The organism is Streptomyces sp. NPDC005281 (genome assembly GCF_040607495.1).
In the GTDB taxonomy this organism is placed as follows: Bacteria; Actinomycetota; Actinomycetes; order Streptomycetales; family Streptomycetaceae; genus Streptomyces.
This window is the reverse complement of record NZ_JBEXGX010000009.1, coordinates 68,148-80,766: the sequence shown is the minus strand read 5'-3', so window position 1 is coordinate 80,766 and position 12,619 is coordinate 68,148. Positions and strand designations below refer to the sequence as shown.

Sequence of the window (12,619 nt, the reverse complement as noted above, 5' to 3'; positions counted from 1 at the left end):
CGGTAACCCGAAGGCAGGAGACCGCACCGCAGATGACGGAACGACCCGCGCAGCGCACGCCCAATCGACAGCTCGCCGCGCTCATCGCAGAAGCGGGGTTCTCCAACGCAGGTCTCGCCCGTCGCGTTGACCAGCTCGGACTCGAACACGGACTGGACCTGAGATACGACAAGACATCGGTGACCCGGTGGCTGCGCGGCCAGCAGCCCCGCGGCACCACGCCCGCGCTCATCGCCGAGGTGTTCACGCGCCGCCTCGGCCGCCGTCTGAGCGCGCAGGACCTCGGACTCGACGCCTGCGCGCCCGTGTACGCGGGGCTCGAGTTCGCCGCGACCCCCGAGGAGGCCGTGGACATCGTCAGCGGCCTGTGGCGCAAGGACTCGGGGAGCCACGCCGAGCTCCGCAAGATCGCCTTCACCCCGGCCGGGCTCGTCGTGCCCAGCCGTGACTGGCTGATCGGCCGGGCCGACGACCGGGTCGCCCGCGGCGAGCAGCCGGCCCGCATCCCCGCCCAGGGCCGCCCGGTGCCGCCCAAGATCACGGCACCGCCCGAGCAGGGGGGACCCTCGTCCCGGCGCGGCCGCACCGAGCGGGGCCCCGGCCAGCGGGTCAGCGGCGGGGACATCGCCGCGCTCCGTTCGGTCGGCGAGCTCTTCCGCGCCCTGGACCACGCCTACGGCGGCGGCCACGCCCGCCAGGCACTGGTCCGCTATCTGGAGCACGAGGCCGAGCCGATGCTGCGCGGCGCCTACGGCGAGCAGACCGGCCGGCACCTGTTCGCCGCCGCCGCCGACCTCACCCGGCTCGCCGGCTGGACGTCGTACGACATCGGCGCGCACGGACTCGCGCAGCGGTACTTCGTCCAGGCGCTGCGTCTGGCGCAGGCCGCGGGAGACCGGGTGTACGGCTCCTACGTGCTCATCACGATGAGCCGGCAGGCCGTCTATCTCGGGCACGGGCGCGAGGCCGTGCAGCTCGCGCGGGTCGCGCAGCAGGGCCTCGGCACCGGGGGCCCGCAGGTCGTGCAGGCGCTGCTGCACGCCGTCGAGGCGCGCGGTCACGGGGTGCTCGGCGAGGTGCGGGCCTGCACGGCCTCCCTGGTCCGGGCCGAACGCGCGCTGGAGGCGTCCCGGACCGGCGACGAGGTCCCGCACTGGGCCCGGTACTTCGACGAGGCACAGCTCGCGGACGAGTTCGGGCACTGCCACCGGGACCTCCAGCAGTTCCGGGCGGCGGCGCAGCACGCCGAGCGCTCGCTGCAACTGAGGGCGCCCGGGTACGCGCGCAGCCGGCTGTTCTGCCGGGTGGTGCTCGCCTCCGCGCGGCTCGGGCTCGGAGAGCTCGACCAGGCCTGTCTGCTCGGCGCCGAGGCGGCGGGGCAGGCGGCGGAGATGCGCTCGGCGCGGGCCGTGGAGTACGTGCGGGACTTCGAGAAACGGCTCGAACCGTACAAGGACGCCGCGCCGGTGCGCGGCTACCGCGACAAGGTGGCGGCGCTGAGCTGAGCGCGGGGCCCGTCCGGCGGATCAGGCGGGGCGAGGTCTCCCGGCCGAAGTCCGGGGGAGCCGGCGAGTGACGCCGTCGGCGCCCCTGCCCGGAGGAGCCCGGGGGAGCCCGGGGGAGCACACGCCGAGCCCAGCGCCGCCGGACGGGCCAGGGCCGGGGCGGGGCGTCCCCGGTCTCCGGCCTGGGGTACCGGAGACCGGGAAGCTGGATGCGCGCACCGGGGGCGGGGCGGGCCCCCGGGCCGGCCCTCCGGGAGGGCCAGGGGTCCGCGGCTCGGCGCCCCCGGGCCCCGGAGCTCCGCAGCCCCGTTGCGGAGCTCCGGGGGCGGGTCAGGCGGCAGCGGGCTCCAGGGGCTCCGCCAGCGGGGCGGCCGGGCTGACGTCCAGGTCGGTCAGGAGGGCGTGGGCGGCCCGCCTGGCCGAGTGCAGCGCGCCCTGCACGGTGCTGGTGTCCCGGTGGTCGCCGCACACGTACAGGCCCGCGAGCAGCCGTACGGGACGCCGTGGGTCGTGCGGTGGCGGCATCGCCGGGACGGCCTCGGGCTCGTGATGGACCGCCAGCAGTTCCCAGCGGGTCGTCGACGTGCCGTAGAGACGGGCCAGCTGGGCGCGGACCGTCGCGTCCAGGTGGGCCGCGGCGGGCGGAGTGCCGAGCACGGTCGAGGAGATCAGTGCGCGGCCGGCGGGCGCCCGGGTCGGGTCGACCTGGCTGACGACCGAAGTGTGCGCCACCGGACCGCTCCGGTCGGCGTCCAGGATCAACGCCGGTTCGGTGAGCGGCGGTTCGTCCGTGGTGTGGTGCAGCACGGTCACCGGATGGAAGCCGGGTACGTGCAGTCCGGGCAGGAACCGGGCGGCGGCGCGGGCCCCGGTCGCCAACAGGACGGCCCGGCAGCGGAGTTCGCCGTGGTCCTTCGTGGTGACCCGGGTGGTGGAGACGGCGGTGACCTCGACGCCCGTGTGCACCGTGCCGGGCGGAAGCGCGGCCGCGAGCAGTTCGGGGAGCGCGTCCGCGCCGCCCTCCGGCAGACACAGCCGGCCCGTCGCGAAGGAGTGCAGCGCGAGGTCGGCGCAACGGCTCGACGTGCGCAGCTCCGGGTCGCACAGCAGGGCGGCGAGGAGGGGGCGCAGAAAGGCGTCGACCGTACGGGCCGGGAGACCCCGCGAGGTCAGCGCCTTCGCCGCGGTGAGGTCGGGGCGGGCGAGCAGGCGCTCCGGCGGAGTCGAGGCGAGCCGGGCGAGGGCCGCGCCGAGACGGGACTGGTCGAGGGGGCTGCCGAGCGGCCCGGGGCGGGTGGTGCCGCGCGCGGGCCGGGGCAGCGGAAGCCGGGGGGCGCTCGCGAGGGCGCGCGCAGTGGTGAACGCGCCCCTCGCGCTCCGGGGAGTGCGGGGCGTGCCCGTGTGGTGGCGGTGGCCGTCGCTGTGCAGCAGCACGCCCGGCGCGAACGGGCACAGGACGAGGCCGCCCAGGCCCGGGGTGAGGCGCAGTTCCGGGTACGAGGTGGACAGGAGCCGGCCGAGCCGGTCCAGCCGGAAGCCGTCGACCTTCTCCGTGGACATGCGGCCGCCCACATGGGGGGCGGCCTCAAGGACGGCGGTCCTCAGCCCCGCCCCGGTCAGATGACGTGCGGCCGCGAGGCCGGCGACACCGGCTCCCACGACGACGACGTCGACGTCTTCGGTGATCTCCGCCGTGTGCGCGGCGTGGCGTGCGGGCTCTAGCACGTGCCCCTCCTCGAGGTTGCGCGGCCGGTGGGGACGTCATGCCCCCAACACGCTTCTGGAATGCCCGAGTTCGGATCGAGGGTGCGAGGTTCGGCCGTACGGGGGAAGCCGCGCGGCGGCCGTGCACGGGAGCATGGGGGGTGCATGTACCCGCCGGGCGGCGGCGGTCGGGCCCGCCCGGGCCGGCACACGCGCCCCGGGGGAGGCGGCGGCACCCCGGCGGGGCCGGAGCGCCCGGAGCCGGGGTGGGCGTACGACGCCCCTCAGCCCAGGGCCGCCCGCAGGGCGTCCTCGATCGAGGGGAACGCGAAGGTGAAGCCCGATTCCAGGAGGCGGGTGGGCAGGACGCGCTGGCTGCCCAGGACGTCCCCGGCCATGTCGCCGAGGACGAGGCGCAGGATCGGGGCGGGGGCGGTCAGCAGGGTCGGGCGGTGCAGGACCCGGCCCATCGCCTCGGTGATCTCGCCGTTGGTGAGCGGGTCGGGAGCGGTCAGGTTCACCGGTCCGGAAAGCGACTCCGTGTCGATGAGATGCCGGATCGCGGCCACCTCGTCGTGCAGCGCGATATGGCTCCAGTACTGCCGCCCGTTCCCCATCCGCCCCCCGGCGCCCGCCTTGAACATCGGAATCAGCCTGGCCCAGGCCCCGCCCTCACCGGCCACCACGAGTCCGGTCCTGGGCAGCACCGTGCGTACCCCCGCCTCCTGCGCGGGAGCCGTCGCCTCCTCCCACTCCACGCAGACGGACGGCAGGAACCCGTCCCCGGGCGGCGCCGACTCGTCCACCGCGCGGTCGCCCGTGTCGCCGTAGAACCCGATCGCGCTCCCGTTGACGAAGACCCGCGGCGGTTCGTCGAGCGAGGCCACCGCCTCCGCCAGCGTCGCCGTCCCGAGCACCCGGCTGTCCCGGATCATCCGCTTGTACGTCTTCGTCCAGGGCCGTCCCGCGATCGGCGCCCCCGCCAGATTGACCACCGCGTCACATCCGATGAGCCCCACCGCGTCGATCCGCTGCCGCTGCGGATCCCAGCGGAGCTCCTGCGGCGAGCGCGGCTCACGGCGCACGAGCCTGACCACCTCGTGCCCCTCGGCGCTCAGGGAGCGCGCCAGCGCGGAGCCGATCAGGCCGGACGCGCCGGCGATCACGATGCGGGAACCCGGGGACAGCGGTGAGTCGCTCATGGGTCCATCCTGCCCGCGCAGCCGCCGACTTCACGAAAGGGGCCGCAGCGCGGCGGCCGTACAGTGACCGGTATGTCAGCTGCTCCGCGGATACGGACCGCCACCCTGGACGACGAGGACGCGCTCGGCCGGCTCGACCGCGACACCTGGTCGACGCTGCACGCGGTCATGCCGCGCCCCCGGCCGCCGTACCCGCCTTTCTACAGCGAGCGGTTCGGTCCCCGGGACCATCTCGTCGCCGAACTCGACGGCCGCCCGGTCGGATACATCCGGATCGGCTTCCCGACCCCGTTGGCCTGCAACGCGCACGTCCGCCAGATCCTCGGGCTGGCCGTCGCCGACGAGGTCCGCGGCGCCGGGGTGGGCCGCGCGCTGCTGCGGGCGGCGTGCGAGGAGGCCCGCCGCCAGGACGCCCGGCGCATCACCCTGCGGGTGCTCGGCCACAACACCCCGGCGCGGAGGCTGTACGAGTCCGAGGGGTTCGTCGTCGAGGGGATCCTGCCCGGGGAGTTCCTGCTGGACGGCGCCTATGTGGACGACGTCCTGATGGGACGCCCCCTCTGACCGCCGCCCGCCGACCAGCGCCCGCCGACCAGCGCCCGCCACCCGGCGCCCGCCGACCAGTGCCCGCCGTCCGGTCGTGACCCGGCCGGGGGCAGCCTCCCGACCCGGTCCGGGTCAGGAGGTGACGAGGTGGCCCGTGTCCACGCGGGCCGTGGCGTGGGCCCCCTTGTGGGCGTCGCCCGCGACCTCGTGCGCCGTCAGGACGTAACCGGTCTCGTCGTCCGAGGTCGAACGCGCGAAGACCACGCCGTACACCCTGCCGTCGGTGGTCAGCAGCGGACCGCCGGAGTTGCCGGGACGGACGGTCGAGCGGATCGAGTAGATCTCGCGGGTGACCGTGCCCGAGTTGTAGATGTTCTGGCCCGTCGCGTTGATGCGGCTCGCGACGGTGGCCGCCTGGAGATCGAGACCGCCGTCCTGCGGATAGCCCGCGACCACCGCGGAGTCCCCGCGCGAGGCGACCCCGTCGAAGTGGAGGACGGGGGCGCGCAGAGCCGGCACGTACAGGACGGCGACGTCCTTCTGCGGGTCGAAGAGGACCACTCGCGCCTGGTAGGAGCGGCCGACCCCGCCCACCCGCACGGTCGGCCGGTCGATGCCCGCCACCACGTGCGCGTTGGTCATCACCCGGTGCGCGGCGAAGACGAAGCCGCTGCCCTCCCGGCCCTGGTTGCCCGAGGCGCCCTCGACCTTCACGGTGCTCACCTTGGCCGCGTTCGTCGCGGCGGGCGTGACACTGTCCCCGGAGGGCTTGGCGACCCCGGCCGTCGGTTCGTTCTCGAAGGGGTTGAAGACCTGCGGGAAGCCCGCCTCGGTGAGTGCCGAGGTCGCGCGCGAGAACCAGGTCGGCGTCGTCTCCGGCATCGAGTTCTGCACGGCGCCCAGCAGCGCCGAGTTGCGGATCGACTGGGTCACCACCGTCGAGGAGGACGCGCCGAGGACGCTCGCCGCCACCCAGGCCACCAGCAGTACCGCCAGGGTGTTCGCCGCGGCTCCGCCGACCCCGTCGGCCACCCGCAGCGGCCCCTCGTCCAGCTCGCGGCGCAGCTTCAGCGCCAGCCGCCCGGCCAACTCGTGGCCCACCACGCCGGGCACCAGCACCGTGAGCACCGCCGTGACCGTCGCCGCCGGTGTCCCCGCCGTGACCAGCTCCATCATCCACGGCAGCACCCATACGCCGATGACGGCGCCGCCCACGAAACCGGCCAGCGAGACGCAGCCGGCCACCAGGCCGCGGCGGTACCCGGACGCCGCGTAGACCAGGATGACCAGCATCAGCAGGAGGTCGAGCACGTCCACGGAGCCGCCTTTCTCTAGGGCCCCTTAGTACGCGTCGGGCGGGCCCGGTGATCAGCCACGCGCGTTCGGTGCCGTGGAAACGGCCATACCCGTGGACCTGTAAAAACGTCCCGGACACGCCTGATGGTTCCACCAGGTGGCACACCACACATCGCGGCCCGCGCGGATCCGGGTCAGGGTGGCTCCATGCGTGTCTTCCGGAAGCCGCGTGAGCCTCGAATACGGAGCGGGGAACCAGTGTCCCGCGCCGTCCGGCACGGGCGCCACGGACGGCCGGGCCCCCGGGCCCGCGAGAGCCGCACCGGACCGTGGCGAGCGCCCCGCGCCCCCGTGCCCCCCGGCGTGCGCCGGGGGGCGCCGGCCGGGCTGCCGAAACCGGTCCTCGTCCTCCTCGGCTGCGTACCCGGTCTGCTCGCCGTCGTGGCGCTGGTGACGTGCGCGGCCGGAGTGGACCACACGGCGGCACGCGCCACCGTCCCGCCCCCGGTCGAGGCCCGGATCACCGTGCCCCGGCCCGTCGCCATGCCGCCCATCGTGCCGCGCTCCAAGTGGCTGGACGCCACGAGCACGCGCGAGCAGCCGCCGCCCCGGTACGACGACCGCGTCGTCGCGGTCTTCATCCATCACACCGACTCGCCGAACGGCTACGACTGCGCCGACGTGCCCCGCATCATCCGTGACGTGTACGCGGGCCAGACCGGCGCCAAGCGGTGGGACGACATCGGCTACAACTTCCTCGTCGACCGCTGCGGCACGATCTACGAAGGGCGCGCGGGCGGGATCGGCCGTCCCGTCACCGGGGCGCACACCCAGGGCTTCAACCATCGCACCGCCGGGATCGCCGCGATCGGCACGTTCACGGCGGGATCACCGGTGCCGAAGGCGATGACCGACGCGATCGCCCGGCTGGTGGCCTGGAAGCTCGGGCTCAGCGGCGTCGACCCCCGGGGCACGGTCCGCCTCGTCTCCAGCAACAGTCTCAGCCGCTACGCCGAGGGCACCGCCGCCGTGCTCTCCACCGTCTCCGGCCACGACGCGGCCTTCATGACCCGCTGCCCGGGCGCCGCCCTCAGCGCCCGCCTCCCCGAGATCCGCGAGCTGGCGGCCCGTATCCAGGGCCGCTGACCGCCGCACAGGCCCCGCACCGGCAGTTTCACAGGTACGCCCCCGGCCGCTCACAGACTCCCCAGAGCCGTGCGTCCTACCGTCTGTGTACGTACTGACCGGAGGTGGGGAACATGAGGTTCAGTCGGACGGAGCCCGCGCGCCGCGCGGAGAGCGGGGCGCACGCCGGGCGCACGGCTGGTGGGCAGGACACGGGGGCCGCGGAGCAGGCAGGAGGCTGGGTGAGGGCCGCGCGGGGCCCGTGGGCGGTGGTCTGCGCCGCGGCGACGGTCGTGCTGGGTCCTGCGGTGGTCACGGCGTCCGCGCTGGACCGGGCCAACGCGGCCCCGCTGCACCACACGGTGCGCGCGGACCGGCCGCAGACACACCTCTCCGCGGACCTGGCCCGGCGGTCCCCTCAGTCCTCCCTGAACCGCTCCCACAGCTTGGGGTAGCGCTCCGCGACGGCGGACTCGTTCTCGAACGCCAGCGGAGTGCCCTCGGGCTCGGCGGGCGCGACCGGGATGCCCAGGGAGGGCGCGACGGCGCCGGTCAGCTGCTCGTAGGCCTCGTCGGCCGCGTACCCCAGCTCCTCGCCGTCACCGTCGATCTCCTCGTCGAAGTCCTCCAGGAGCTCGGCGAGCGTGTCGGGGTCGTGCATCGCGCCCTCGAAGACCTCCCGGCCCTGGCCGATAAGCCAGCACCGGAAGAAGTCGAAGGCGTCGTCGCTGGCCCCGTCGAGCAGCACCCAGGCCGCGCCCCACAGGTCCCAGCGGTAGGCGCGGTTGTAGCGGGACTCGAAGTGCCGGGCGAAGTCCAGGACGGAGTCCGGGTCCAGCTGGACGAGCCGCTCGACAAGCAGATCGGCCTGTTCCTCGGGGTCGCCCTCGGCAGTCTCGCGGGTCGTGTCCACCAGCTGCCAGAACTCCGTCTCGTCCATCACGGGTCCAGCATCGGGCCTGGGCGGGAGGGACGCACGTGGAGTGGCGCAGATTGTTATGCATGCACATGCCGAAGGTAAAACCACCGGGTTCGTACGGATTTCAAGCGCGTGGCGGAAACGCCTCCGCGGGGTCCGCGATCACCGGTACAGCGCCGCCGCCCCGGCCGCGTCCTCGGCGCAGCGCTCCCGCAGCGCCGCCGGGGCGAGCACCTCCACCTCCGGCCCGAGCCCCCGCAGTTGCATCCGGGCGACCACCTCGGACTCGACCGGCAGGGTGAGCGTCACCCAGCCCTGTCCGTCGGGGGCTCCGGACGTGCCGAGCCCCTCCTGCGCGGACGCGGGACCGAGGGCGTACGGCAGCCGGCGTACGCCCTCGGGGGACAGCCGTACGACGATCTCGGACCGCAGCACGGACCGGGCGAACTCCCCGGCCCGCTCCTCCCAGAACGCCGCCAGGTCGAACCCTTCGTCCCGACGAAACCGTTCCGCGCCGGGGTCGACGGCCGTGAACCGGTCGATCCTGTACACCCGGAAGGCCGCCGCGTCCGCCACCCGCGCGCACAGATACCAGAGCCCGGCCTTCAGGACGAGTCCGTACGGTTCGAGCGTCCGCTCCACCTCCGAGCCGCCACGCCGGTAGCGCGCGAGGACCGGCCGGTCGTCCCACACCGCGTCCGCGAGCGCCGGCAGCAGCTCGGGCGTCCGCGGCTCGCTGAACCAGGCGGGAGCGTCCAGATGGAAGCGCTGCGCGGCCGAGCGCGAGGCGTCCCGCACGGAGGGCAGCAGCGCCGCCGACACCTTCAGCCGGGCCGCCGACGCCGTGTCCTCGAGGCCCATGTCGCGCAGCGCCCCCGGCACCCCGCTCAGGAACAGCGCCTCGGCCTCGCTCCGCGCCAGTCCCGTCAGCCGCGTGCGGTACCCGCCGACCAGGCGGTAGCCGCCGGCCCGGCCGCGGTCCGCGTAGACCGGGATCCCCGCCTCCGACAGTGCCTGCGCGTCCCGGGAGACCGTGCGCTCGGACACCTCCAGCTCCCGCGCCAGCTCGCCGGCGGTCATCGACGCCCGGCTCTGGAGCAGCAGCACCATCCTGATCAGACGAGCGGCACGCATGGATTCATCATGCCGGGCACCACCGACAACGAGGAGACGGGCACCTGACCTCGCGGAGCCGCCGGGAACGCCGAAGAAGGGGAGCCGCCGGGAACACCGAAGAAGGGGAGCCGCCGGGAAAGCCGAAGACGCGGAGCCGCCGGGAAAGCCGAGGAAGGGGTACGGCGGCCGCCGTACCCCTTCACCGAGTCCGAACCCCGGGCACTACAGGCCGTAGCGCTCCCGGGCCTCCTTCACGGCCGACGCCTTGACCTCACCGCGGCGGGCGAGCTGCGCCAGCGCCGCGACGACGATCGACTGCGCGTCCACGCCGAAGTGGCGGCGGGCCGCCTCGCGGGTGTCCGAGAGACCGAAACCGTCGGCACCGAGCGAGGACCAGTCCTGCTCGACCCACTGCGCGATCTGGTCCGGGACCTGGCGCATGTAGTCGGAGACCGCGAGCACCGGGCCCTCGGCGCCCTGGAGCGCCCGGCGGAGGAACGGCACCCGCTCCTCGCCGCGCAGCAGGGCCGCGTCGGCCTCCAGCGCGTCGCGGCGCAGCTCGGTCCAGGAGGTCGCGGACCACACGTCGGCGGCCACGCCCCACTCCTCGGCGAGCAGCTTCTGGGCCTGAAGGGTCCAGTGGATCGCCGTGCCGGAGCCGAGCAGCTGGATGCGCGGGGCGTTCGCCGCGGCCACGTTCAGGCCCGCCGACTCCGCCGTGTTGAAGCGGTACAGGCCCTTGAGGATGCCCTCGTCGACACCGGCCGGCTTGGCGGGCTGCGGCATCGGCTCGTTGTAGACGGTCAGGTAGTAGAAGACGTCCTGGTCCTCGCCCGGGGCCGCCTCGCCGTACATCCGGCGCAGACCGTCCTTGACGATCGCCGCGATCTCGTAGGCGAACGCCGGGTCGTAGGACAGTGCCGCCGGGTTCGTCGCCGCGATGACGGGGGAGTGGCCGTCGGCGTGCTGAAGGCCCTCACCGGTCAGGGTCGTACGGCCCGCCGTGGCACCGACCAGGAAGCCGCGGCCGAGCTGGTCGCCGAGCTGCCACATCTGGTCGGCCGTGCGCTGCCAGCCGAACATCGAGTAGAAGATGTAGAAGGGGATCATCGTCTCGCCGTGCGTGGAGTACGCGGTGGACGCGGCGATGAAGTCCGCCATGGAGCCGGCCTCGGTGATCCCCTCGTTGAGGATCTGGCCGTCCTTGGCCTCCTTGTAGTACATCAGCTGGTCGCGGTCGACCGGCTCGTACGTCTGACCCTTGGGCGAGTAGATGCCCAGCGACGGGAAGAGCGACTCCATACCGAAGGTACGGGCCTCGTCCGGGACGATCGGCACCCAGCGCCTGCCGGTCTCCTTGTCGCGGACCAGGTCCTTGACCAGACGGACGAAGGCCATCGTCGTCGCCAGGTTCTGGGTGCCGGAGCCCTTGTCGAAGGACGCGAACGTCTTGTCGGGGGAGGCCGGCAGCGGGGCCACGGCGTGCGTGCGGCGGGCCGGGGCCGGGCCGCCGAGGGCCGCGCGGCGCTCCTGGAGGTAGCGGACCTCGGGGGCGTCGGCGCCCGGGTGGCCGTAGGGGACCACGCCGTCGACGAACTGGCTGTCGGAGATGGGCAGTTCGAGCAGATCACGCATCTGCTTGAACTCGTCCGTCGACAGCTTCTTCATCTGGTGGTTGGCGTTCTTCGACGCGAAGCCCTCGCCCAGGGTGTGGCCCTTGACCGTCTGGGCCAGGATCACCGTCGGGGCGCCCTTGTGGGACAGGGCGGCGCGGTAGGCCGCGTACACCTTGCGCGACTCGTGGCCGCCGCGGGAGATGCGGAAGCACTCGATGATCTTGTCGTCACTGAGCAGCTTCGCCATCTCGACGAGCGCCGGGTCGGAGCCGAAGAAGTCATGGCGGATGTAGGCGGCGTCGCGGGTCTGGTACGTCTGCACCTGCGCGTCGGGTACCTCGCGCAGCCGGCGTACGAGCGCGCCCGTGGTGTCGAGCTGGAACAGCTCGTCCCAGGCCGAGCCCCACAGCGATTTCACGACGTTCCAGCCGGAACCGCGGAACCGCGCCTCCAGCTCCTGCACGATCTTGAAGTTCGCGCGGACCGGGCCGTCGAGGCGCTGGAGGTTGCAGTTGATGACGAAGGTCAGGTTGTCCAGACCCTCGCGGGAGGCGAGCGTGAGTGCCGCCGTCGACTCCGGCTCGTCCATCTCGCCGTCACCGAGGAACGCCCACACGTGGGACTGCGAGACGTCCTTGATGCCGCGGCTGGTCAGATAGCGGTTGAATCGGGCCTGGTAGATCGCCGACAGCGGGCCGAGGCCCATGGATACGGTCGGGAACTCCCACAGCCAGGGCAGCCGGCGCGGGTGCGGGTACGACGGGAGGCCGTTGCCGCCGGACTCCTGGCGGAAGTTGTCCAGGTGCTGCTCGGTCAGCCGGCCGTCGAGGAAGGCGCGGGCGTAGATGCCGGGAGAGGCGTGGCCCTGGATGAAGAGCTGGTCGCCTGACCCGTCACCCTCCTTGCCCTTGAAGAAGTGGTTGAAGCCGGTCTCGTAGAGCCAGGCCGCGGAGGCGAAGGTGGCGATGTGGCCGCCGACGCCGTGCTTCGCGCCCCGGGTCACCATCGCGGCCGCGTTCCAGCGGTTCCACGCGGTGATCCGGGTCTCCATCGCCTCGTCGCCGGCCACGGCGGGCTCGGCGGCGGTGGGGATGGTGTTGACGTAGTCGGTCTCAAGCAGCTTGGGCAGCGCGAGACCGTTGCCCTCGGCGCGCTCCAGTGTGCGGCGCATCAGGTACGCGGCACGGTGCGGCCCGGCCGCCTGGGTGACGGCGTCCAGGGAGGCCTGCCACTCGGCGGTCTCCTCGGGGTCGCGGTCCGGGAGCTGGTCGAGCTCGCTCGGCTGGATTGCGGTGGGGTCGGTCATTGCGCCGCCTTCCGGATGCGGAGGGGGGTTCCCTCATCGGCAAGGGGTGTTCGGGGGTGCCCTTGGTCTATGGCAGGACAGGGCGACGGGCCCTTGTAGGGGCCCGTCGGTGACTGTAACCCCCTGATCGATGATCGATCAAAGGATTCCGTGGGAAATCCTCTTCAGATCGGAAAGTCGGCACGGGGTGCCTTGATGCCAGGCACCGGGTGCCTTGAAAATCGACGGTTTCCGCAGGTGGGAGCACGGTTGAGCGCGGGTGTGCTCCCCTGCGCCGATGCCGT

The 12,619-nt window shown here is 73.5% G+C and carries 10 protein-coding genes; 4 read left to right on the top strand and 6 right to left on the bottom strand.

Translation table 11 applies throughout. The features are described from left to right. Nucleotides 1–32: 32 nt before the first annotated feature. A complete protein-coding gene (locus tag ABZV42_RS14920) occupies nt 33–1,505 on the top strand; it encodes a regulator (RefSeq protein WP_355983646.1) in 1,473 nt (490 codons plus the stop codon). A 330-nt stretch (nt 1,506–1,835) separates the two neighbouring features. On the opposite strand, the gene ABZV42_RS14915 is transcribed toward ABZV42_RS14920, so the two are convergent. Both ABZV42_RS14915 and ABZV42_RS14910 read right to left on the bottom strand, forming a co-directional pair. After that, nucleotides 1,836–3,230 (bottom strand): NAD(P)/FAD-dependent oxidoreductase, encoded by a 1,395-nt coding sequence (locus ABZV42_RS14915; protein WP_355983647.1) that lies wholly within the window; start codon nt 3,228–3,230, stop codon nt 1,836–1,838. Between the two features lie 263 nt (nt 3,231–3,493). Continuing rightward, nucleotides 3,494–4,411, bottom strand: a complete 918-nt coding sequence (locus ABZV42_RS14910) for a TIGR01777 family oxidoreductase (RefSeq protein WP_356052140.1) — start codon at nt 4,409–4,411, stop codon at nt 3,494–3,496. A gap of 72 nt (nt 4,412–4,483) precedes the next feature. Here ABZV42_RS14910 and ABZV42_RS14905 point away from each other — a divergent pair, with 72 nt between their 5' ends. Next, nucleotides 4,484–4,975 (top strand): GNAT family N-acetyltransferase, encoded by a 492-nt coding sequence (locus ABZV42_RS14905; protein ID WP_355983649.1) that lies wholly within the window; start codon nt 4,484–4,486, stop codon nt 4,973–4,975. A 114-nt stretch (nt 4,976–5,089) separates the two neighbouring features. Here the strand turns inward: ABZV42_RS14905 and ABZV42_RS14900 are convergent, their stop codons facing one another. Next, the gene (locus ABZV42_RS14900; RefSeq protein ID WP_355983650.1) at nt 5,090–6,274 is read right to left on the bottom strand and encodes a MarP family serine protease; all 1,185 of its coding nucleotides are present in this window, start codon (nt 6,272–6,274) and stop codon (nt 5,090–5,092) included. Between the two features lie 342 nt (nt 6,275–6,616). Between ABZV42_RS14900 and ABZV42_RS14895 the strand changes: the two genes are divergently transcribed. After that, nucleotides 6,617–7,399, top strand: coding sequence for a peptidoglycan recognition protein (locus ABZV42_RS14895; RefSeq protein WP_356052137.1), 783 nt, complete (start codon nt 6,617–6,619; stop codon nt 7,397–7,399). A gap of 221 nt (nt 7,400–7,620) precedes the next feature. Further along, nucleotides 7,621–7,833, top strand: coding sequence for a hypothetical protein (locus ABZV42_RS14890; protein WP_355983700.1), 213 nt, complete (start codon nt 7,621–7,623; stop codon nt 7,831–7,833). Here ABZV42_RS14890 and ABZV42_RS14885 read toward each other — a convergent pair. The 3 genes from ABZV42_RS14885 to aceE all read right to left on the bottom strand — a co-directional run bounded on the left by ABZV42_RS14885 (nt 7,797) and on the right by aceE (nt 12,335). Further along, nucleotides 7,797–8,318, bottom strand: a complete 522-nt coding sequence (locus ABZV42_RS14885; protein ID WP_355983701.1) for a DUF4240 domain-containing protein — start codon at nt 8,316–8,318, stop codon at nt 7,797–7,799. The two genes, ABZV42_RS14890 and ABZV42_RS14885, sit on opposite strands and share 37 nt — an antisense overlap. A 141-nt stretch (nt 8,319–8,459) precedes the next feature. Beyond that, complete coding sequence (locus ABZV42_RS14880; RefSeq protein ID WP_356052135.1) at nt 8,460–9,431, bottom strand: WYL domain-containing protein; 972 nt, start codon at nt 9,429–9,431, stop codon at nt 8,460–8,462. A 204-nt stretch (nt 9,432–9,635) separates the two neighbouring features. Next, a complete protein-coding gene (gene aceE / locus ABZV42_RS14875; RefSeq protein WP_355983653.1) occupies nt 9,636–12,335 on the bottom strand; it encodes a pyruvate dehydrogenase (acetyl-transferring), homodimeric type in 2,700 nt (899 codons plus the stop codon). Nucleotides 12,336–12,619: the final 284 nt, after the last annotated feature.